21 protein-coding genes and 1 pseudogene are annotated in these 22,409 nt (G+C 54.8%); 16 read left to right on the forward strand and 6 right to left on the reverse strand.

Translation table 11 applies throughout. The features are described 5' to 3' along the window. Positions 1 to 175: 175 nt before the first annotated feature. The 6 genes from B2R17_RS24470 to B2R17_RS24495 all read left to right on the forward strand — a co-directional run bounded on the left by B2R17_RS24470 (position 176) and on the right by B2R17_RS24495 (position 7,725). Positions 176 to 775 carry a hypothetical protein gene (locus B2R17_RS24470; RefSeq protein ID WP_286766077.1) on the forward strand — a complete coding sequence of 200 codons (600 nt, stop codon included), beginning with the start codon at positions 176 to 178 and terminating at the stop codon, positions 773 to 775. A gap of 201 nt (positions 776 to 976) precedes the next feature. Then, on the forward strand, positions 977 to 1,984 hold the full coding sequence (locus B2R17_RS24475; protein ID WP_286766078.1) for a periplasmic heavy metal sensor: 1,008 nt from the start codon (positions 977 to 979) through the stop codon (positions 1,982 to 1,984). Positions 1,985 to 2,076: 92 nt separating this feature from the next. Beyond that, on the forward strand, positions 2,077 to 2,733 hold the full coding sequence (locus B2R17_RS24480; RefSeq protein ID WP_286766079.1) for a carbonic anhydrase: 657 nt from the start codon (positions 2,077 to 2,079) through the stop codon (positions 2,731 to 2,733). An 80-nt stretch (positions 2,734 to 2,813) separates the two neighbouring features. Beyond that, positions 2,814 to 4,181, forward strand: coding sequence for a Glu/Leu/Phe/Val family dehydrogenase (locus B2R17_RS24485; protein ID WP_286766080.1), 1,368 nt, complete (start codon positions 2,814 to 2,816; stop codon positions 4,179 to 4,181). After that, positions 4,178 to 6,556: a phosphoketolase family protein gene (locus B2R17_RS24490; RefSeq protein WP_286766081.1), complete on the forward strand. Its 2,379-nt coding sequence runs from the start codon at positions 4,178 to 4,180 to the stop codon at positions 6,554 to 6,556. Before B2R17_RS24485 ends, B2R17_RS24490 begins: the two co-directional genes overlap by 4 nt. Next, positions 6,553 to 7,725 carry an acetate/propionate family kinase gene (locus B2R17_RS24495; protein ID WP_286766082.1) on the forward strand — a complete coding sequence of 391 codons (1,173 nt, stop codon included), beginning with the start codon at positions 6,553 to 6,555 and terminating at the stop codon, positions 7,723 to 7,725. The genes B2R17_RS24490 and B2R17_RS24495 overlap by 4 nt, the downstream gene beginning before the upstream one ends. Before the next feature lie 9 nt (positions 7,726 to 7,734). Here B2R17_RS24495 and B2R17_RS24500 read toward each other — a convergent pair. Beyond that, positions 7,735 to 7,872: pseudogene (locus tag B2R17_RS24500) on the reverse strand (chemotaxis protein CheB); the annotation flags it as partial. A gap of 285 nt (positions 7,873 to 8,157) precedes the next feature. Between B2R17_RS24500 and B2R17_RS24505 the strand changes: the two are divergent. The 4 genes from B2R17_RS24505 (at position 8,158) to B2R17_RS24520 (ending at position 10,561) form a co-directional block, all read left to right on the forward strand. Next, positions 8,158 to 8,529 (forward strand): hypothetical protein, encoded by a 372-nt coding sequence (locus tag B2R17_RS24505; RefSeq protein WP_286766083.1) that lies wholly within the window; start codon positions 8,158 to 8,160, stop codon positions 8,527 to 8,529. 11 nt (positions 8,530 to 8,540) lie between these two features. After that, positions 8,541 to 8,936: a hypothetical protein gene (locus tag B2R17_RS24510; protein WP_286766084.1), complete on the forward strand. Its 396-nt coding sequence runs from the start codon at positions 8,541 to 8,543 to the stop codon at positions 8,934 to 8,936. Between the two features lie 188 nt (positions 8,937 to 9,124). Beyond that, entirely contained in the window at positions 9,125 to 9,937 is an 813-nt protein-coding gene (locus tag B2R17_RS24515; protein ID WP_286766085.1) for a nucleoside phosphorylase-like protein, read from the forward strand. Positions 9,938 to 9,997: 60 nt separating this feature from the next. Then, positions 9,998 to 10,561: a hypothetical protein gene (locus tag B2R17_RS24520; RefSeq protein WP_286766086.1), complete on the forward strand. Its 564-nt coding sequence runs from the start codon at positions 9,998 to 10,000 to the stop codon at positions 10,559 to 10,561. A gap of 134 nt (positions 10,562 to 10,695) precedes the next feature. Here the strand turns inward: B2R17_RS24520 and B2R17_RS24525 are convergent, their stop codons facing one another. Continuing rightward, positions 10,696 to 11,145, reverse strand: coding sequence for a hypothetical protein (locus B2R17_RS24525; RefSeq protein WP_286766087.1), 450 nt, complete (start codon positions 11,143 to 11,145; stop codon positions 10,696 to 10,698). A 44-nt stretch (positions 11,146 to 11,189) separates the two neighbouring features. Here B2R17_RS24525 and B2R17_RS24530 point away from each other — a divergent pair, with 44 nt between their 5' ends. Beyond that, complete coding sequence (locus B2R17_RS24530; protein WP_286766088.1) at positions 11,190 to 11,324, forward strand: hypothetical protein; 135 nt, start codon at positions 11,190 to 11,192, stop codon at positions 11,322 to 11,324. Between the two features lie 148 nt (positions 11,325 to 11,472). Here the strand turns inward: B2R17_RS24530 and B2R17_RS24535 are convergent, their stop codons facing one another. Together B2R17_RS24535 and B2R17_RS24540 are read right to left on the reverse strand one after the other, a co-directional pair. Next, positions 11,473 to 12,264 carry a hypothetical protein gene (locus tag B2R17_RS24535; protein WP_286766089.1) on the reverse strand — a complete coding sequence of 264 codons (792 nt, stop codon included), beginning with the start codon at positions 12,262 to 12,264 and terminating at the stop codon, positions 11,473 to 11,475. An 891-nt stretch (positions 12,265 to 13,155) separates the two neighbouring features. Next, the gene (locus B2R17_RS24540) at positions 13,156 to 13,476 is read right to left on the reverse strand and encodes a hypothetical protein (RefSeq protein ID WP_099263845.1); all 321 of its coding nucleotides are present in this window, start codon (positions 13,474 to 13,476) and stop codon (positions 13,156 to 13,158) included. Between the two features lie 305 nt (positions 13,477 to 13,781). Between B2R17_RS24540 and B2R17_RS24545 the strand changes: the two genes are divergently transcribed. The 4 genes from B2R17_RS24545 to B2R17_RS24560 all read left to right on the forward strand — a co-directional run bounded on the left by B2R17_RS24545 (position 13,782) and on the right by B2R17_RS24560 (position 18,351). Continuing rightward, on the forward strand, positions 13,782 to 15,839 hold the full coding sequence (locus B2R17_RS24545) for a 2Fe-2S iron-sulfur cluster-binding protein (protein ID WP_286766090.1): 2,058 nt from the start codon (positions 13,782 to 13,784) through the stop codon (positions 15,837 to 15,839). 2 nt (positions 15,840 to 15,841) lie between these two features. Continuing rightward, positions 15,842 to 16,606 (forward strand): hypothetical protein, encoded by a 765-nt coding sequence (locus B2R17_RS24550; RefSeq protein WP_286766091.1) that lies wholly within the window; start codon positions 15,842 to 15,844, stop codon positions 16,604 to 16,606. Between the two features lie 12 nt (positions 16,607 to 16,618). Beyond that, positions 16,619 to 17,404 (forward strand): cytochrome c3 family protein, encoded by a 786-nt coding sequence (locus B2R17_RS24555; protein WP_286766092.1) that lies wholly within the window; start codon positions 16,619 to 16,621, stop codon positions 17,402 to 17,404. A gap of 221 nt (positions 17,405 to 17,625) precedes the next feature. After that, positions 17,626 to 18,351, forward strand: coding sequence for a hypothetical protein (locus B2R17_RS24560; protein ID WP_286766093.1), 726 nt, complete (start codon positions 17,626 to 17,628; stop codon positions 18,349 to 18,351). A 48-nt stretch (positions 18,352 to 18,399) separates the two neighbouring features. On the opposite strand, the gene B2R17_RS24565 is transcribed toward B2R17_RS24560, so the two are convergent. Continuing rightward, complete coding sequence (locus B2R17_RS24565; protein WP_286766094.1) at positions 18,400 to 19,848, reverse strand: multicopper oxidase family protein; 1,449 nt, start codon at positions 19,846 to 19,848, stop codon at positions 18,400 to 18,402. Positions 19,849 to 19,923: 75 nt separating this feature from the next. Beyond that, the gene (locus tag B2R17_RS24570; RefSeq protein ID WP_286766095.1) at positions 19,924 to 21,309 is read right to left on the reverse strand and encodes a TolC family protein; all 1,386 of its coding nucleotides are present in this window, start codon (positions 21,307 to 21,309) and stop codon (positions 19,924 to 19,926) included. A gap of 190 nt (positions 21,310 to 21,499) precedes the next feature. On the opposite strand from B2R17_RS24570, the gene B2R17_RS24575 reads away from it, so the two are divergent. Next, positions 21,500 to 22,409: cation:proton antiporter (locus tag B2R17_RS24575; RefSeq protein WP_286766096.1), on the forward strand; the 910-nt coding region annotated here is incomplete at its 3' end.

Genomic DNA, 22,409 nt, shown 5'->3' on the forward strand with positions numbered 1-22,409 from the left:
TCTCCGTGACGTCGTGGGTTGAGCGGAGTTCGGACGACGTGTGTAAACGGACGCCCTTGCCATCACAATTCTGCGGAAATTTCGTGAAGAACCCGAATCGAGCCAGCATCCAATTACCCGATTGAGGAAACGACCTCAACAAAGAATTCTCCCCTCTCCTCAATAAGGAAAACAGATGTCCACGAAACACGTCGGTAAGTTGGTTCTTGGTTTGGCAGTCATGTTCGCCGCCACCTCCCTTGTTCCGCAACCCGTCTTGGCACAGAGCAAAATTCGATCGACAGCCGAACGACGGCAACGCCCGGGCAGCGGATTTTGGGCCAACCAGCGAGCTTCCCGCAACATTCAGCACGCCCGGAACTACTCGCAAAGTATCCAGCGATACGCGACTCAAGCCCCGGTGATCCAGCCGCAGGTCACTCAAGCGGAATCGCAACTGCTCGGCAACCAAATCCAGAGTATTCAGCGAGAGATGGTGGTCATTCGCGACCAAAACGCGAGCAACCCGCAGGTCGTCGAGCAGGTCAAGGCGATCGAAACGAAGCTGTCCAAGGCGGCCGACACGCAGGAAATGCTGCACGCCGAATGCTGCAAAGACTCGCCCGACGGAAAGGTCTGCGGCGACATGTCGACAAAAATCACTGCCACGCTTGACCAAATCGCCAAAGACCACGCCAAGCTGATGAAGACGATGGGCCACGAGGACGCCGCCCATGACGCGATGAAGCACGACTCCACCACCGAAGGCGAAACGCCAGCGAAAAGCGGTGAGTGAGAGCGTCCAGGACATTGCGTTTCATCGAAGCGAATTGTTTTGAAAGTCGCGATCCGCTTGGTGATTCGTCGCCAAGTGGATCGTTCTTGCCATTCATCCGACAGATTCTAACTTACCCCGCCAGGGTATCAAGGGCGGCAGATGAACTGCCAACCTTCGCTGCTTTCTTCATTCCTACTTAAACCACCAAGGGATTTCCCCATGAAATTCATATCACCGTTCGGCAAACCGACCGTTTCCGCCGCTTTGATCGCCAGCAGCCTCGTTTTGTTCGCTCCATCGTTGTTTGCACAAACCAAAACCGATCCGCATGGCGCTCACCCAGCCGCTTCAGAAACTGCGGACGGCGACCTTGCTACACAACTTCAAGCACTGCGAAAAAAAGTGGCCGACCTCGAAACAACCCTGCAATCGCAACATACGACTCGCTATGGGACGGACGCGAAGCCCGGTGCGATGTCGAATATGACCATGGATAAGGGTGCCGCCGATCCGTCTTCTGGTTCTGACTCCGCAGGCATGGGCGGAATGAAGGGCATGGGCGATATGAAAATGGGTGGAATGAAAACGGGAATGATGAAAGGGATGGGCGGCATGAACCAAGACACGACCGACTCGTCGATGTCGTCCGGGGGAATGGGCGGCATGGGAATGGGAATGAAAGGGAAGTCCGGTGGCATGGGAATGATGTCTGGCATGGGCGGCATGTCTGGTGGAATGGGAATGGGAATGGGAATGATGAAAGGCATGGGGATGATGGGTCGCAACCCCGCCATGAAATCATCCATGAATGGAATGGGCTCGATGGGAAGCATGAGCATGCCTTCCGCCCTGCCTGGCTTTGCCGGCGCGTCGCACCTGTACCACATCGGTGAGACCGGATTCTTTCTGGACCATCCACAGCACATCACCCTGTCGCACGAACAACAACTCAAGCTCAACCAACTCAAGGAAGCCGCCCTGCTGGCAACGGCCACTGCGGAACGCAAGATCGAAGAAGCCGAGCAAGAACTCTGGACACTGACCGCCGAAGCCCAACCCGACATCAACAAGATCGAAGCGAAAGCACGAGAGATCGCCAAACTGCAAGCCGACAAACGCATCGCGTTCATCCGATCGGTTGGCGAAGCAGCCGAAGTGTTGACTAAAGAACAACGGCAAACGCTAGTCGGAATGGCAAGCCCTACGGACAGCATGCCGGCAGAGTGACAGCGTTACAAAAACGATCGTCTGGGAGATATCCTATGCAGCGAAAAAGTAGAACGAATGCTCGTCGCCAATTTCTGACAACGGCGATTGGGATGGCGGCCACGAGCGGCTTCACTTTACGTTCCGGAGAAGCGTACGGCGAGATAGCGAATTCGACGGTCACTGCAGCCGACGCGTTAGAAAAATTGCAGGCAGGAAATCAGCGATGCATCAATGGCAGTTCGGTTCACGGACACGACCTCAATGACTGGCGCGAGCGATTTCTTTCCATTCAGAAGCCGTTTGCTACTGTACTGGGGTGCAGTGATTCCCGTGTCCCGCCCGAACTGTTGTTCGACCAAGGTTACGACGCATTATTTGTCGTTCGCGTGGCGGGCAACGTTGCCGCGCCTGATGTCATCGCCAGCGTTCAATACGCCATCGAACATCTCGACAATAAACTGATTGTGGTCTTGGGACATCAAAATTGCGGTGCCGTAACAGCCGCACTTGAACCACCAAGTCAAACGAGAAGCGAACCCCCGGAACTGCGAGACCTACTCGATCATATCCGTCCCGCCATTGCTTCCGTTGACCCGGCCTTGTCACCCGCCGGGCGTCTTGCCGCCGCGGTCGAAGCGAACGCGCGGGCTTCGGCGAGCAAGCTTCGCCAGGCCCCCTATGTCAAAAGGATACTCGGTACCGGCGAAGTGAAAATTGTCAGTGCGGTCTATCAACTGGATTCAGGCCGGATCAAGTTCTTAAAGTAAATGCCGACGGTGTAAACATCACAACTTATCAATCAACGGCATCGACTAAACGCAACCCCAAACGATCGAAGGATGCCGCTGTGAACAACCAGCAAGCCGATGAAGAAATATTTGAAAACGCGATTGGTCGTCTTGATCATGCTGCTGAATTTTCAAGCATCGGACCCGAGGCGTTGGAGCGATTGCGGTATCCCAAGTCGATGCTTCAAGTATCCATCCCCCTGAGGATGGATGACGGTTCGCTGCGCGTGTTTCAGGGATACCGAGTCCGTCACGATGACACGCGTGGGCCGACCAAGGGTGGCATTCGATTTCATCCCGACGTCCACCTAGGCGAAGTCAAAGCGCTCGCCTTTTGGATGACGTGCAAGTGCGCGGTCGCCGGGATTCCCTTTGGTGGCGGCAAGGGAGGCATCATCGTGAATCCGAAAGAGTTGTCGCGGCTTGAATTGGAGAGACTCAGTCGCGGGTTCATCCAGCGTGTTGCCGACTTTATCGGACCTGAAACGGATATTCCTGCCCCCGATGTCTACACCAATGCCATGATCATGGGCTGGATGATGGATGAATACTCCAACATTCAACGATGCCGCACTCCAACCGTGATCACCGGCAAACCGATACCGCTGGGTGGTAGCTTGGGTCGCGATGATGCCACAGGGCGTGGAGCGTACTACTGCATCAAGGAACTGGAGCGTCTGAAAGTGTGGAGTCCACCAGAAGTTCGCGTCGCCGTGCAAGGTTTTGGAAACGCGGGCCAACACGTTGCTCGGCTACTGCACGCCGACGGTTACCGAATCGTCGCGATCAGTGATTCGCGAGGTGGCATCTTCCGCGACGAAGGCTTGGACATACCCCGCGCCATTGAATTGAAGCAGCAACGTCAGGACATGTCGGAAGTCTATGCCTCGCGAAGTGTCTGTGACTGCCCCGAATGCGGTTGTGTCGAGTGCCATTGCCAACCCGACGATGCAGGCACCGGTAAAGTAATCACCAACAAGGAACTATTGGAGCTTGATGTCGATATCCTCATTCCCGCTGCCCTCGAGAATCAACTCACTGCCGAGAACGCCGATCGAGTCATCGCACCGGTAATTGTCGAGGTCGCCAATGGTCCCACGACGACGTCAGCGGACGAAGTTTTCAACGCAAAGGGAACGCTCATCGTTCCAGACATTCTGGCGAACGCCGGTGGTGTGACGGTCAGCTATTTCGAGTGGACACAAAATAGAGCCGGATATTACTGGACGGTCGAGGAAGTTCACGAGCGACTCAGTCAGATCATGAAGCGAGAATTCAACCTCATTTATGAGTTGATGGCCGCGAACCAGATTGACATGCGCACGGCGGCTTACGCTCACGCCCTGAATCGCATCGGCGAAGCCATCGAGTCTCAAGGCACAAACACATTCTTTTCGACTCAACCGACAGTGCAGCCGATATCATGACTTCAGACAAGAGCTTAGGTTCACCTCTCACGGACGAACAACTTCAGCGCATGGACGCCTACTGGCGAGCCGCGAACTACCTGTCCGTGGGTCAAATCTATCTGTTCGACAATCCGCTGCTAAAGGTGCCGCTGCAGATCGAACACATCAAACCCAGATTGCTCGGCCACTGGGGCACGACACCTGGTCTCAATCTCATCTACGTTCATCTCAATCGGGTCATCAAGGAACACGACCTCAATGTGCTCTATGTAACCGGTCCCGGTCACGGTGGCCCGGGCCTGGTCGCGAACACCTATCTCGAAGGCACCTACAGCGAACGGTACTCGGATATTTCGCAAGACGAAGATGGATTGCGACGGCTTTTCAAACAGTTCTCATTTCCGGGTGGAATTCCGAGCCACGTCGCCCCCGAAACGCCAGGCTCGATTCACGAGGGCGGCGAGCTTGGCTACGCCTTGTCACATGCGTACGGAGCCGCGTTCGACAATCCTGATCTGATCGTGTCTTGCGTGATTGGCGACGGTGAAGCCGAGACGGGACCACTGGCGACGAGTTGGCACTCCAACAAATTCCTTAATCCGGTGTGTGATGGTGCCGTGCTCCCGATCTTGCATCTCAACGGCTACAAGATCGCCGGCCCAACCGTCTTGTCTCGCATCAGCCGCGAAGAGCTGGAACAACTGTTTCGCGGGTACGGATACACGCCCTGCTTTGTTGAAGGCAGCGATCCGGAAGACATGCACCAATTGATGGCGGCGACGTTTGACAAGGTGTTCGCGGAAATTCGTCAGATTCAGCAAGACGCTCGCGAGAATGGTTTTCATTCACGACCGCGCTGGCCAATGATTGTGCTGCGGACGCCAAAAGGCTGGACCTGTCCCCCGGAAGTGGACGGCAACCAAGTCGAAGACTCTTGGCGTTCTCACCAAGTGCCGATGGGGAAGATGGCAGAGAATCCTGCGCACGTCCAATTGCTCGCATCTTGGATGTGGTCATACAAGCCCGATGAACTCTTCGATGATACCGGTCGGCTACGATCTCAGATTGCGGACTTAGCACCGAAGGGTGATCGACGGATGGGCGCGAATCCTCACGCCAATGGCGGCACGCTGCTCCGAGATCTTCGCGTGCCTGATTTCCGAGAGTTCGCGGTGGACGTTTCGCGTCCCGGCAGTGTCATGGCGGAAGCGACGCGTGTGCAGGGGCAATTCATCAGCGAATGCATGAAGCTGAATTTGGACGCAAAAAACTTCCGTGTGTTCAGTCCTGATGAAACAGCATCGAATCGTTGGAGCGCGGTTTTCGACGTGACCGACCGTTGTTCGACAGCCCAAATCCTACCGACAGACGATCACGTTTCGCCCGATGGTCGCGTGATGGAAATGCTCAGTGAACATCAGTGCCAGGGCTGGCTGGAAGGCTACTTGCTGACTGGTCGCCACGGATTCTTTTCCTGTTATGAAGCGTTCATTCACATCGTTGACTCGATGTTCAATCAACATGCGAAGTGGTTGAAGGTCTGTCGCCACATTCCTTGGCGACAACCAATTGCCAGCTTGAACTATCTGCTCACGTCACACGTCTGGCGACAGGATCACAATGGGTTCAGCCATCAAGACCCTGGATTTATCGACCATATCGTCAACAAAAAGGCAGAGATCATCCGGGTCTACTTGCCGCCCGACGCAAATACCTTGCTGAGTGTCACGGACCACTGCCTGCGCAGTCGCAACTACGTCAACGTGATCGTGGCTGGAAAGCAACCGTCACCGCAATGGTTGACCATGGACGCGGCGGTGAAGCATTGCTCGGCGGGCCTGGGGATTTGGGATTGGGCGAGCAACGATCAGGGCAGTGAACCCGACGTTGTGATGGCTTGCTGTGGTGACGTGCCAACATTGGAAACCTTGGCAGCAGTGGAATTGCTCAGAGAGCACGTTCCCGATCTAAAAATCCGAGTCATCAATGTCGTGAACTTGATGAAATTGCAACCGCAATCCGAACACCCACATGGACTAAGCGACAAAGACTTTGACCTGCTGTTTACGACTGACAAGCCGATCATTTTTGCATTCCACGGCTATCCATGGCTGATTCATCGACTGACGTATCGCCGTACAAACCATCGAAATTTGCATGTGCGAGGCTACAAAGAGGAGGGAACCACAACAACTTCGTTTGACATGGTGGTGCTCAACGAATTGGACCGATTCCACTTGGCCGGAGATGTCGTCGATCGTGCCCAAACAATCGGATCGGAAGGGGCTTACATCAAACAGGCGTTGCGAGACAAACTCATCGAACACAAGCACTACATCGAGACTCACGGCGAGGACATGCCGGAAATTCAGGATTGGAAGTGGAAGGGGTGAATGTACTGACGATCAATGTCGGCTCCAGCAGCCTGAAGTGCAGTTTGATCGAGACAGCTGACGGCCACACTCATGCCAGCAGTCACACCGATTGGGCAAGCGAGCCAACTCGCTACACATTCACATCAACCGAATCGCCAGCCGTTCTCAGCGAGGTCGGTTGGTCGGACGTGAAGCCCGCAATTGGTCGAGTCGCAGCCGATCTCCGAGTCAACACAAACGAAGTGATTGCAGCGGTCGCTCATCGAGTCGTCCATGGGGGAACTCGTTTTACACAACCCGTGCTGGTGACGGCTGAGGTTGAAGACGCCTTGCACGAATTGACCCCTTTGGCACCGCTGCACAACCCAAGCTGCCTCGAAGGAATCGTTGCGGCACGAGAAGTATTCCCCAACCTCCCACATGTGGCCGTATTTGACACGGCCTTTCATTCGACGCTCGCTCCAGAAGCGTATACGTACGCGATACCGCAAGCATGGTCAGACCAGTGGGGCCTGCGTCGCTTTGGATTCCACGGGCTGAGTCATGCGTACTGTTCCCAACGGGCTGCACAGATACTGGATCGACCTTCGCTCGGTCTACGTGTTGTCATCGCACATCTTGGACACGGCGCGTCGTTAGCGGCTATTCGCGATGGCAAGTCGATTGACACGACGATGGGTTTCACGCCTCTTGAGGGTCTAATGATGGCGACTCGTAGCGGGTCCGTTGACCCAGGACTATTGTGTCATTTACTTCGAGAGAATCACTTCTCCGCAAATCAACTTGATCATGCGCTCAATCGAGAGTCTGGGCTTATCGGAGTCTCCGGCGTCTCGTCGGACATGCGAACCGTATTGCAGGCCGCAGAAGCTGGTAACGAGCGGGCGAAACTTGCGATTGCAATTTATGTTCATCGACTCCGCCAAGGTATTGGAGCGATGGCGGCGACGTTGGGCGGTCTCGATGCCTTAATTTTCACAGGCGGTGTCGGTCAGCATTCCGCAACGATCCGCGCCGCAGCGTGTGCGCGACTTGCTTTTCTAGGGCTCGAACTCGACCCGATCGCAAACGCCGCGGTCACAAGTGATATGGATGTCTCGACGACTGGCACGAAGGGCAGAATCCTCGTCATCGAATCGAACGAGGAATTGATGCTGGCACGAGAGTGCGAACGAGTCTTCAACTAGGTTCGCCGGAATCTCATCCATCAGACTTTTGAAGTCTGACGAAAAATGTTGAACGACAACAAACGCGAGGTCAGTGTCCGGGGGCAGCTTGTCGAACAATTGCTGCAATGCCTCCAATCCGCCCGCCGATGCACCGATGCCCACTATCGCTCCGAGCGGTAAAACGGCCCCGAACGATCGGTTCGATCCGGATGATCGGAGTCTTTGCGGCAGGATCGGACGAAGCAAGAAGGTTTGGTGAAGGAATGGCGTGAAACTCGCATCTAATTCTCACAACACGAAGCAGTCGCACGGACTGCTTCATTGCCAATCTCCATCCAAGCGATGTTTCGCTGGGGATTGGTATCCTCCCACTCGATAAGGCAATGAACGATGACGAATACATCCAAATTGAAACTGTTTGCAGGTCTCGCAATTTTGACCAGCGCGTTCATGCTCTCCTCAACAGCCATGGCGAGCGGAGGCCATGGTGGTGGGGGCCATGGCGGGGGCGGGCATATCGGAGGCGGCGGGCACGGTTTCGGTGGTCACGGTGGTTACAGCCACGGGTATGGTGGCCATGGGTACGGTGGTCACGGGTACGGCCATGGATACGGTGGCTACGGCCACGGAGCCGCGTACTACGGAATCGGTCTGGGATACGGGGTTGGCTATAGCGGTATTGGCTACGGAGGGTTTGGCTACGACAGCTACTACCCAAGTTCGTATTCCAGCTATTACCCGTCGTACTCAGCCTACCGGACGACTTACGTCGCCCCGCGTCGGATTCTGCATCGACGAGCGTACTCGGGTTGCGGACGTTAGAAAGGTTCGTGATGCAGGCGATCATCCCACTGGCTCGCATGGTCAGTGGACTCTATTTGGTTGGGCTTTCGTTCGTGCTGCTGTTCGTCGGCAATCCGGTGAAGTTTGTTGATGATCCGCAGTTCGTTTCCGCATACAAAACGGTCGAACCCGGATTGCATGTTGGCCTGTTTGCGGGCCTCGCACTCTTGGTGGCGGCGTCGCAGTTGCGGCTGCCGTTCATGGTGCATGCTGGCTTGCTCACGTCGCTTGCCGCCATCAGTGAGCTGGTTCAAATTTGGTTGCCCAACCGCACACCCCGTATGGGTTGCTTTATCGAAGACATCATTGGCTTGGCTATCGGAGCCATCGCGTGGTTCATCTTTCTTGATTTGATGACCACGCTGAAACGTGTGCGACGAGGATAGCGTAAACGTGCCCCTCACCGTGGACGCACTTGTGGTGGCGTTATCGAATCCCACGTACTTGGCATGGCTGGAAATTCAGACGCAATAAGCGATCAATGAGCGGTGGTGCGGTATCTTTAGAGTTGAAGAGCCAAAGTTGAGATTACTCCCTGTTGGTTCTAGCTCATTTCTTATCTACATTGTCGGAAATGTCCGAAGCTTCTGAACCCAACCCTGATTTCCCGCTCTGCGATACGCTGATTCTGACAGCGGTATCGTCCGAGACTGACGCATTGTCGGAGCAATGCAAACGCCTTGGAATTCCATTTGAGAAACAAAGTCACGCATTCCTGGGCAGCTACTACAACTTGGGATTGATAGGATTTGAAAACGTGATCGCCGTGCGATCAAGGCGCATGGGACCACTTGGGTTCGGTGGATCGGCAGAGGTAGCATCTCGTTTCCAAAAAGCCACCGGTGCAACATCTGTCATTCAGCTCGGCATGGCGTTCGGGGTGGACGAGTCAACACAGCAGATCGGTGATGTCCTTGTCTCGACGGACGTAATCCCGTATGACCACCGGCACTACCGCGACGCTTCGTCCGAAAGCGGATACCTGGTGAGCTACGAATCAGCGGCACGTATGAATGCCGCAACGAAAACCGTCAATGCTTTACGTCAGTTCAGGATTGAGAATCCAGCCTCCGACTACAATGTACACTTTGGGGCGATTCTATCCGGAGCGGCCATTGTGCATTCATCAGCATTTCGAGACGAGTTACTGCGACTTGTCCCCCCTGGAGACCACCAAATCGTTGGAGGTGAGATGGAGGGAATCGGACTGCTCGGCGTGACGAAGCACCCGATCTGGTGCGTCGTCAAAGGCATTTGCGACTTTGCTGATGCGAACCGCAACCGTATCATTGAGAAGAGTCGTGTGATCGCATGCCGCAATGCCGCTGACTTCCTGTTGTCGTCCATGATCCGCAACAATCCTGTCGCTGCGAAAATTCATACTTAAAAGACATAGACAATGAACCAACCCAAGCCTTCTTCTGTGACAGCATCCGCAAGCCATCCGTTGCTTGCCAGACTTGTTGCTGCAATTGAACAGGGGCAAAAATTCGAGGTTGATGTTCGCAATGAGGAGGAAATATTTGGATTGGATGGATACCAGCTTTCAATTTGGGAGGTCGGCGGCGACAAACCAATATCCGTATTCCCATGGGACGCGGAGATTAACGAGGAGTTGATTGACCTGAGAGTGAGATCCAAGGATTTAGAATCGGAGGCCAACCGATTTGCGATTCGACTTCGGGACGAATTAGGAGCCACCGAAACTCGATATGGAAACGGATTTTTCAATCGCACTCTCGTTGACCTCATCACAGAGAGTTATCTCGACAAGTATCCCGATATCAAGAATTCGCTTGAGAGAACTCATAGCCGACAAGTGGAACGAACGGCCGAGTATCACGAATGCCGCGATACGATTGCGTACGTGATCGGCAAGCGGTCCAGAGAGCTAACACGGCAACTTGAGTACGATGAAACGACGATGCAAAAAATACTCTCCAAAGCGATAGCACGATACATCGACAATCGTTTTTCGTTGAGCCAACGGAAACAGATGGGTTTGCTCTAGAGTCACCTCGGAGCAATCGACGACCATATTACCTTCATCCAATCTGTTGGCACGGTCGCCGAAGAACTGATGGACACTCAAATCGAGTGGTCTCGGACAGCGAAAAACATTAGGGTTATCTGTGCTGGACGAGGTTACGAGCCGTTGATTAACCACAAGTTTCTGCACGCCGAAGGCGTTTCAGCCATTAGCCTGCGGTCGAGCGAAGCGACAAAAATAGCCACCACCAACGCCCCCAGCACCATGATCGGCAAGGGTGTCCGTAACGCACACCAAGCGGGGAACAACGTTTTCTGGGACAGGATCAATACCAGCAAGAACATGCACAAAATGCAGTAGCCCGCGATGACGGCTAACCCCCACGGATACCAGTAGCCGACCATCTTGTTTAACAGCGCTGCATCGCCTGATTGAATGGTGTCGCCAATGAACGCGAAAGTTCCGTGATAACCCGAACCGATCGCGATGCTAGGACACTCATGAATGCAGACGCGCATGCGATCGCCCCATCCAAATGATTTGTTTACGATTAAGGTGCATTTTCGTCCACTTCCCTCTACATAACGGTCGAACCGGTATTGCATGTGGGCCTATTGACTGGCTTGGCTCACGATCCTCTTCATCGCGGATGCAATTGCGCAGGCGGTTGTGCGTGCGTGTCGTCGGACGGCTCGGCGGCATCATCGAATCCGGTCAACTCGCCTCGCAAGATCGTGACTTCGCGTGGTGCGTCGATCGCAAGTACGACTCATCCACCGCTTGATCGACGGATCGTAATCGTCGTGTTCGTTCCCGGCAAGCAAATTGACTCACTAGGTTTGCGTGATAGTATTAACATTCTTTCGTCTCCAAAGTTCTGTTTTTTGGAACGCGAGCAGAGATGCTCGCACCGACAGGTCGTTTGGAAATCGCTAGGCAACGGAAGAACGTTCGGCGGTAGTCTTCTCGCTGTAAAGAATGCTCAGCGATTGACGGACGTGCGAGGACAACCGGAATACGTCGCCGCCGTATTCGATCAATTGCTCGATGCCCAAAAAGTCGGCCATCGCGTAGTCGTGAACCTCGATCGCGTGATCGTACAACCACACGCTCGTGTCGCTGTCGAGCATTGCCAGCTTGGGAGCCATCTGCCACGCCTTTCGCTCAGACAACAAAATGTTGGCCAGGACTAAACGTGGGCGATATTTTCCGCACGCTTTCAAGGCATCGGTCACCGTGATCGCTCGTACCACTCGAAAGCCAGCCTCGACCAGATCGCCTGCCAACCGTGCATGGACCTCGTCGCGCGGCTCAATCAGGAACGCGACCGGTCGGCGGCTTTGGTTACCAGCCTTCGCTTTTGTTTGCGTCTCGGGCCTTGCCTTTGATCGTCCGTGACCGTCCAACTTGAGGATCGGCTGTTCGGTTTTGGGCTGACGCTTATCCACGCCAGTGGATCGGGCAAGCTTGCCGCCATCCATCAACTCGCTGACGACAAAGGTTGCCGAACAGTGCCCGCAAGCGAGTTCGGTGTCGAGCCACTGTGTTCTCACTTTCGCCGCGCGACCGCATGTCGGGCAGCCGACCAAATGCACGTTGTCGTGTTCGTCGCCGAGTACGGTCGCTTGATTGGAGCAGGTCATTTCTTGCATCAGCATCGTTATTCCATCCATGAATTCGTTTGGTTTGTTGGGATCAATTTGTAGACCACGCTTTTCGTCCATGCCGAAGGCAATTCGTGCCCGCGTGCGCTACGAATCGGAGTGGTCAGATTGACCGGTCAGATCGACTGGTCTTGGCAAAGAATCAAGATTGCGAACGCCAATCGGTGTTTAAGACCGAAGCCTTCGCGATCCTTACGCTACAAACGAAACCGGCAAAGCGCAATGCACAGAGAGACGCCAGCTGTCGAGAAAACACTCTGGGTTGATGACGGCTGAGAATTCGTGACTGATGATGGAAGCCACGCCATCGTTTGACCGACCGTTGTGTCGAACTGCGGCAATTCAGATTGTGGCTCGATACCTTGATCAGTCGGCACCTGCTGACAACCACAGGGGCAATGCTTGCCAGGTGCGACAGGGCCGTCGCTGCAGCAGCAATTGCCCGACTCCATGCCATCAAAGCAAGCCATCTCGTCACAGCAAGATTGATCGCTGGATTCAACAGTGACGCTGGCACGTTGAGGGCAATGCTGGCATCGGCACGTCGATCGCTGAACCGGTTGAACGGAAAACACGACAGCGGCAATCAATGCTGCAAATTTCATGAGCGTGAAGGGCATTGCGTTCATGGATCAACCGTGATCTCCGTAGGTTCACCATCCTCTCTACGACCAGTTCACATGTTTAGATGCAGGTCGTGAAAGGTTTCTTCGCAGTAACAGGAAACTTTATGTTCTTTTTCCATCACCGAATATCTGCAGTGCCACGGCCTGGCCGTGAAGTATCGAGCAAGCAAATTTCATCCAACAGGACGCTTAATCAGATGCACGAGAAAACGAATCCTTCACGACCATCTTGAAAATTGCAAACGGTTCTCCTGCACACCAGATACACGTGGAGATGGACTTGCATGCAAATCCTGAATTTGCGTCACGCGATAGAGCAGAAAGTTCACCGACTGCAAGTCGAAGCTCGGTAGCTGGCCGCGATATAGGGCGACGCAATCGAGGGCACACCAACCGCGATGCTGTTTCGCTGAACCTGTCGGGGCAAGACCGTATAGCGTCGCGTCGGCGGTCGCATGCGTGGCTGCATGCGTGGTTGCATGAAACTCACTCTGAATCGTTGTCGATAATTGGGAGGCGGGTCGACGGGGAAACCATAGTCATCCGACTTCCCCGGCCAGTACGAATCAGACTGGTCCGCCGAGGCGGTCGGAAGCGTAAACAGAAGTGCGAAAACAACGAGCAATGCACGGATTGGAGTCTTCATCACGGCTCTCCTTGAGTAAAGCGTAAGCAAACGGTTGACGCCAACAAGGTGTTCGCGTCTCCAACCCTTTTGGTGCTCTCTGCCACGCTGTTCTTCATTCAGGGCAGATGATTCTCCTTTAATGGCATGCTCTTGGTTTACTGGCCACGTCGGATTTTGCTGGCAAGCCGTGAAAACTCCAGGGAAGCGTGAAGTTAAGCGACGTTGGGAGCATCCAAAGACATATGGCGGTCTGCGTTCTGACGATCCTGGCTGCCCCGTTGTGTTGCAGCCTGCATGCACTGATTCATCAAGGGATAACAGGAATGAAATTGAGCAGCATCCCAGTACTCGCGCTCGTACTGATAGCTCTGGCACCCCTTGAAGCCAGCGCCCAGATTTCGCCTGAAGAGCACGCCAGCCATCACCCGGAAGAGGCCGCCGCCGGCGGAGCCGATTCGGGGATGGGGAAAGGTCCGAAAGGAATGGGCGGCATGGGGAAAGGCGGGCCGCCCGAAGGTGCCGGGCCGGGCATGATGGGTGGTGGTGGAGGAATGATGGGTGGCGGCAAAGACGGCGGCGGCATGATGGGTGGTGGCGGTATGGGTGGCATGATGGAAAAGATGGGTGCGCCCAAACCCAAAGACCTCTATCCATCGCTGATGGAACTGCCCGACCTGCCGATGGAGCGACGCGGCGAACTCGAACAAGAGGCCCACCAACGGATGATCGCTGGCACGCGAGTGCTCAGTGAAGGCTTTGACGAACTCGCGGGTTCCGCCGGAAGCGATGACTTCGCAGCAATGCAGGCTGCCACCGACAAAATCCGCGAAGGCCTCGGCGATTTTGAGAGTGGTTTGGCTGCGCATCGGGCGCTGCGTGAAGGCAAAGCGCCACGAAATGTTGCGCTGCAATGGTTCAAGAACGAGATGAACCTGAGCGACGCTGCTCCGATCGCATCGTCCAACGCGATGCTCTGGGGAATGACACCTTTTCACTCAATCATCATGGCAATCTTGATCCTTTTCGCTGCCGTGATGATCTGGATGTACTTCTTCAAAATGCGCCGCGCGGCCACGTTGCTCGAGAAGCTCGCCGTGGCTGGTGGAGGAGCTGGGAGTGGAGCAGAGGGGGAGTCTGGGAGTCCGGGAGTTAGCAGACAAGGAGCCAAGGAGTCGGGAGAGAAGGAGCCTGAAGCCAAAGGTGACGAGAATGTCTCCGTGTCTCCCCCTCTCCGTGTCTCCCCACCTTCCGCCAGCGACTGCTGCGACACGGACGATGGCTGCGAAACCGAGACAGCCGCATTGGAAATCGACACCGGTGGCTTGCTTCCGGTGGCCAAGAAAAAACTCTGCCGCTTGCGCGTCGCTAAGATCATTCAGGAAACCGACGATGTTAAAACCTTTCGTTTGGTAGCCTGTCACGGTGGCGGCATTCCTTTCAGTTACTTGCCCGGCCAATTCCTAACGTTCACCTTGCCTGTTGCCGAAAAACCGATCAAACGCAGCTACACGATTTCGTCTTCGCCCACGCAGGGCTACTACTGCGAAGTCACCGTTAAACGCGAAGACAATGGTGCTGGCTCGCGTTATCTTCACGATCACGTGAACGTCGGCGATACGCTGGAGGTCAAAGCACCCAGTGGGCGATTCATATTCTCTGGAAAAGAATCAGACAATATTGTGTTAATCTCCGGAGGCGTCGGGATCACGCCGATGATGAGCATCACTCGCGCGCTGACCGACATGGCTTGGCCGGGTGAAATTCATTTCATCGCAGCTTGTCGTGATCCTGAGCACTTCATCTTTGAATCCGAACTCAAACGACTCCAAGACGAGTTCGACAATTTGCATGTCCATGTAGCAATGAGTCGGATTGAAAAAGACGCTAACGGGTACACAAGCGGTCGGCTGACTAAAGAAAGGCTAGCCGAATGGGTTCCGGACATCGCGTCGAAGCGCATCCACATTTGCGGTGCGCCTGCAATGATGGAAGCGACCAAGGCAATGCTGTCTGATTTGGGGGTCTCTGCAGAGAACATCCATTCCGAGAATTTCGGTTCGGCTCAAAAGCCGAAAGCAAAAGTCGTCGAGAAGCCAAAAGCTCGCAAGCACGCAGCGACGGGGGCCAAGGTAACTTTTGTCACGTCGAATAAGTCCACTGCAATGGGGCAAGAAGAAACGATCCTCGAAGCGTCCGAGCGAATGGGTGTCGACATTGACTACTCGTGTCGCGTTGGCACTTGCGGCGAATGTCGCGTGAAGCTGCTCTCAGGAGACGTTTCGATGGAGGTCGATGACGGACTGGAACCGGAGGACAAGCAAGCCGGGATGATTTTAGCGTGTCAGGCGAAAGCGAAGCAGGATGTGAGCGTGGAGGCTTAGGCATGAAAGAACGCGAAAAAATAGTCGTCACCGGGTTAGTCATGCTCATGCTTTTCGCTTGGCTCGGCTTCCCACTGCACCATTCGCATCGCTTCGCCGGAAGCTTTTGGGGCGGTGTGCTTGGTGTGTCTGGTGCGATACTGATGCTGGTTCCCTTGGCCTACTTGATCGTCAAACGCAACAAGAAGCTGAAGCAAGCGGTTACCAAGCATGTCTCCATGCGCACGTTGTTGGCTTGGCACATCTACGCGGGCGTTCTGGGGCCGATTTTGGTGATCCTTCACAGCGGCCACAAGTATGAGAGTCCGCTCGGAATTGCGTTGACCGCCATGACCTTGTTGGTCGTTGTCAGTGGTTTCATCGGTCGCTACCTGATGTCGGGATTCGCCAAGGAGATCAAGGCGAAAAAGGCGATGTTGTCCGATTTGGAAACCGCGTACGACCAAGCCGTCGTCGAATTGGGCTCGGACCCCGTGACCGCTCAAAGCCTTCGCCCGTTTGCGGGCTTCTTTTCCCGTTTATCAGCGAGCTTCTTTCTGGCCGAACCGCAACAAGAGTCTCGCAGGGCAACTCGTGACGCGCTGACATTGGTTCGGCTTGCCGAGTCGATCGCGGATGTCGAGTACGCAATCGCGACTCACGAGGATTTTAAAAAATGGTTCGGGAAGTGGCTGAAGTTTCACATTGTGATTTCCTTCGTTCTGTATGGACTGATGTTGGTCCACGTGTACTACGCGGTCTACTTCGGCTTGCGGTGGTTTGAATAGTAAACGGTCTTTATGAAACGCAATCTAATCATCTTCGCTGTCATCACGACCGTGATTTCAGTGACCTATGTGATGGGCCTGATCCCAACGACTGTAACCGAATCGGTTTCAACGGCCCTGCATCGTTCCGTCAACCCAGGGACGCTTTCGGCGGCTCACGCGAACTTGGGCGACAACTGCCAGGCCTGCCATACGCCGGTCATGGGTGTGGATACCGTCAAATGTATCGTGTGCCACGCCAACAACGACTCCATCTTGCAACGGCAACCGACCGCATTTCACGCCAGCGTCGGGACGTGCAAGGAATGTCATTTGGAACATCAGGGATACGATGCCAAATTGTCCGAGATGGATCACTCGTTGCTGACATCCATCGGCCTCAAGGCACTGGAGGGTGCCGAGCCGGGCAGTGAGGAGCAAGCGGCCCGAGTCGGCCTCGCCGACAAACTCAAATTTGCCAACGCACCTCATGACCGAATCACATTGCAAGAATCGGTACTTGACTGCAAGTCTTGTCATTCCAACGACGACCAACACCAGGGGTTATTCGGAAACGATTGTGCGCAGTGCCACGCGACCGATCGTTGGACGATCCCCGAATACAAACACCCCTCAACCAGTTCGACCGACTGCAACCAATGCCACCAAGCGCCGCCGAGTCATTACATGATGCACTTCAAGATGATCTCAGCGACCGTTGCCGGTAAACCGCACGCCCGAGTCGAGCAGTGTCACCAGTGTCACCAAACGACCAGTTGGAACGACATCAAGCGGGCCGGTTGGTACAAGCATCATTGAGGGAGTGGGAGACCAGGAGATGGGGAGTCTGGGAGAGCTAAAACTCCGTGTCTCCCAGACTCCCGCGCATTCAGCACAAACTCGACATCGGCATCGCCTTGGTTTTGAAGTGTTGGTACTCTTGCGAGACCCGGTCGTTGGCCCACGTACGTTCGCCTAAGATTGCGTTTCGGTGCCGACTCGCTCGTCAATGCGAAACTGGGATAAAAAGGGAGACAAGCGTGGACATAGGCGGAAACATCCCAAAGACGATTTTTGTGTTTGTTATAAACATGATGTTTCTTTGCAGCGGCTGTGCAAGGCCAATCGGGCAACCGACCCTACCGCCATTTGGACCACCGATTATCGGGCAGCCGATTTCACCGCCCACCGGGCGACCCATTGGACAGCCGATCTCAAATCCCATCGGGCCACCGGTCGGGCAGCCTGTTGATGGGATCTTTTCGCTATCCGGTTCAGCGACCCAACAGGCCACAGTCAGAACGGCTCTGTCACGCTGCACGTTCCCGTTCGACCGTCTAAGACCGGGACTCCAACGGGCGGGACTCCGCTCCATTGACATCTTTTGGGAGCCAACGGATGAAGGGTCGCTGGGATGGGCATCCACCGGCGGCCAAATTGGGATCAGCAATTCCATCGACGGCCTGCAGGCGGAGCGCACTGTGATTCTAGAACTGGGGCATGCCGTGGACTTCTTCTACCTGACTCCGGAAATGCGCAAGTCGATTATCAGGCTCTGGCATCCAGACATCCCCGATAACCACCAGTGGTTCGGTTCCACCGCGTACTGGGACCAAAACGGAGAAGCCTTTAGCACGCTGTTTCTCTGGGCCTTCGCTGACGAAGAGTTGTGGATTGACGCCGGCTATTCACACAAACCTTCGGCCGAGCTTGCGTCTGAGCTGAGGGCAATTTTGCTCCCAGAAACAGTTGTCAATTGGCAGTAAGGCAAACGCCTCCGCAAGCGACGGTTCTGTTGAGCATTGAAAGTGGCGTCATGACTGATGCATACCGTGCATCGGCATGTTCTTCCCGTGCGGACCCCAAGGTGTGCTGGTGTTCGGAGGAATCGGCTCGTCAGTGTTCATCAATTTGTCGTACAGTTCCGGCGGCAATACGCGCAGAACCGAGAAAAGACCTTTGACGCCTTTGTACCAGCCGTCTCGCATCCCATGCGTTTCTCGGCGAGACGTGATCTTTTTCATGTCCTCCATGGTCATTTTCATGGCGTACTCATTGTCGCCCTCTGGCGTCGTTTTCATGCCGTCCATGCCCTCCATCTTCATGCTGGACATACCTTTCATGATTTGTGGATAGCCGGGAACTTGGAAGCCAGGATCATTTTCCTTTTGCCGAATGATCGGGCCTACCTGGGAAGTCATGTGGTTCATCATGTGATGGAACATGTGGCAATGAAGCACCCAGTCACCAGGATTGTTCGCGATGAACTCAACATCGCGGGACTGAGATACGCCTACGACGACATTGTTGCTGGGAATCCATGCTGAATCGGGAATTCGGCCTCCTTCGGTCCCGGTGATCCAAAACGTGTGGCCATGCAAATGCATCGGATGCTGGTGCAATGTGCTGAAATTGATGAATCGGATGCGGACCCGTTCGCCCAACTTGCAAACGAGTGGAGTGGTGTAGGGTCCGCTGCGACCGTTGAGTGTCAGAAAGTTCCAGTCCATTGCGTTGGAGTTGGGGATCGTTGCGTTGGGCAGGATCGAGAATTGCTGTGCGACCAAAACGAAGTCGCGGTCAACAGCAGGTGTGTGTGCGACCTTCGGGTGGATAATGAATGGCACGACCATACCAACGGCTTCTTGCATCGCAACATGCGGGTGCAAGAAGTAGCTGCCTTCCTGGTGCACGTCAAATTCATACACGAACGTTTCACCGGGCTTGACGTAGTCCTGTGTCACGGCCGGGATGCCGTCCATGCTGACTGGCAATTCGAGTCCGTGAGGATGCAGCGTCGTCTCTTCTGGTAAGTCGTTGCGAAATACGATCCGTACGCGTTCGCCCTGCGTCATCTCCAGGACCGGCCCCGGAAAGAGGTCGTTGTAGCCATAGGCATCCATCCAAATTCCGGGTAGCAGCTCGCGTCGCGCCGGCGTTGCCCGAAGATGAAATTCGCGGGCTCCACGGACTATCTTTCCGGTCATCTTTTGCAAGTCGGGTGCAATCACTTCAACCGCTGGCAAGTTTGGATCGCGGTATCCAGGAACAAGTTTTCCACGATCGGTCGGGCTGCCGATGGGTCCACCCAGTCCAGCCTTCATGCGCGGGAACCCACCACCGCTTTCGTGATCGGCGTGATTCATCTTCATCTGACTGGGAACGGTTGGCTCTTGGCCAGAGACGGCTCCGGCAGCAAAAAGGCCGGCGGTCGCAGCGGCGCCTTGTGCGAGAAAGTTCCGGCGTTCTTCATTCTTACTCATAGCTAATCCCTTCGCGTGTTTTGTTGATTCAGTGTATGGAAGTTGCCGACCGGAGTTGCCGACCGATGGCGGCAGTTACCGCGGCTTTGGCACAGCGTCAATATGGCCGCCGCTGACTGGACTTGGTGGAATCGCCAATCCGCCAGTGAGCAGCATTCCTCGAATCGCAACATCACTTTCACGATACATCACAAGGTTGCTGACTTGTTCAACACGTAAGCCAAGATAAAAGCGTTGAGCCATTAGGACATCGGGCCAAGCCGCTCGACGTGCCTTGTAACTCTCGTGCAGCAGATCATAAGACTGCTTCGCTTTAGGCAGCATGGTCGTCTCATACTGTTGGACATTTTGCCACGCGGTTTGATAAGCCCGAAATTGCGTGGCCAGGCGGGTACGCAGTTCGAGTTCCAAGCGTCGAGCTTCCGCGTGGGACTGCATCAAGTCAGCTCGCGCTTGCCGCACGGTTCCTTGATTTCGATCAAAAACCGGTAGCGGGATTCCAAGCGAAAAGGATGTTTCCGTCGTATCGGCGACGGGGCTACGAATGCTCCTTACGCTCGCGATAACGTTCGGAATCGGTTCGGCCTGCTCGCGCTTGATGGCAATCTTGTCGTGTTGGATTTTTTGCCACGCCGCTTCCATTTCAGGACTCGATGCCAGCAGTTGTGCAAACGCCGATTCCCAGTCGAGCGGTTCTTCGCCAGGGAGCAGATAGCCCTGTACTGCCGTTTGTACCTGGTCTGGAACACCCGCCAATGACGTCAAAGTCCGCCACGCGTGTGAGAATTCGTATTCAGCTTGCTGTAGATTCAAACGATCACGCTGAAGCTCGACCTGAGCACGCAACAGTCCCGGTTGATTGGTTTGCCCGAGGTTTAGCATTTCTTCACGCGTCCGCAGGTTGTCTTCTCCATTGGCCACCATCTCTCGATGAATTTCGACCAACCTTTGCGCTGCCAGTGTTCGGTAAAACTGTGCCCGAACATCGTTGATCACCCGTTGCCGTTGGGCACCCATGTTGGTCTCGGCAATCTTCACCCGTTGGCACCATTTCGCGCGGCTTAGTCGCAGTTTTCCACCAGTCACGAATTCCTGCGAAACGAATCCACCGTTCCACGTTTCGTCGCGAGCGTTTCCGATCGCATCGTTCTGTAGCTCGTACCCGACAATGGGATTCAGGTAGAGCCCCGCTTGATACGCCGCACCGCTGGCGGCGCGCACTTGGGCGGTTGCTTGAACCAGCGTGGGATTATTGGCAAGCGCCCAAGCCTCAAGTTCCGGCAATGAAACAGCCGGTGGACCTGACACTATATCAGTTGCGACGTAGACATCCTCCGGCATGATCTGCATGTCGTAGTCGCTCATCGGCTGCTGAGCGAGACTTATCCCCGCAGTAAGCATCCCAAGCATCAATGCCGATATGTATCCGCGCATCACGATTCCCTTCGTTAATGTTTGCATTCCGTTAGATTCAGTATTCGGAGCGTTATCGCGACAGAACCATGCAAAATGACCAGCTGTGCGGGAACGGGGGCAGGGTATTCAATCGGGCCGTCACAATTGCGCCAGTTTCACTTTGTTGAAAACCTTTGCGAAGAATTTGGCCGAAGGACGCATCAAATGATCGACCCCGAATGATGAGAACCTGAGATTGAGCGAACTTTCACTCTTGCTGTTGCTATTAGCCTTCTTACTGCTCGCGCTCATGGCGATGCGGTGGCTGTGTGATTGGCTGGAGCAACCGTCGGTTTTGGGGGAGCTGTTATTGGGCGTGATTGTCGGGAACATTGGATTCTGGTTCGGGTCGCCGCTCTTTTCGGTCTTGATGAATCCCGAGTCGGCGGAGAGGCTTGTCGAGACGGCACCGGTGGCAACCCATGTCGCGACGATCTTTGCAGCGTTGGCCGAGCTTGGTGCCATCTTGCTGTTGTTTTCTGCCGGACTGGAAACCAGTGTCGCCAAGATGAAACGTGTCGGCGGACGGGCCGTGCTGGTCGCGATCATTGGTGTCGTTGCACCGTTCGCATTGGCATATGGCACCTGTGTCGCCTTGCATGTTCAGATGTCGCTTGCCGGGCATCTCTTTCTGGCGGCAACGCTTAGCGCAACAAGCGTTGGCATCACGGCAAGCGTTTTGAAAGATTTGCGGGCCATGGACCGACACGAATCCGAAATCATTTTGGGTGCTGCCGTGATCGACGATGTGCTTGGATTGGTGCTATTGGCCATCGTGTCGCGCATCGCGACGAGTGGCGATGTTGACCCTTGGTTGATTGCGCAAACCAGCGGAACGGCATTGCTTTTTGTCTTCCTCACTCTGATCTTCGGCGAAAAGCTCGCGGCTCGTGGCGCGAAGTTGTTTCAATCGCTCGATAGGCAGAATGGCCGCGAGTTTTTTGCTTTGGCATTCACCTTCGGATTCGCTTGGTTAGCGCAGGCCGTTGAATTGGCGGCGATCGTGGGCGGGTTTGCCGCTGGCCTGGTCATGCGAGACCACGTTGCTCCACTTCGATCTGCGTCTGAAAATGGACGAGTTCCCCCAACGATTTCGACGACGATCG

Origin of the sequence: Rhodopirellula sp. UBA1907 (assembly GCF_002337565.1) — a bacterium.
Classification (GTDB): Bacteria; Planctomycetota; Planctomycetia; order Pirellulales; family Pirellulaceae; genus Rhodopirellula; species Rhodopirellula europaea.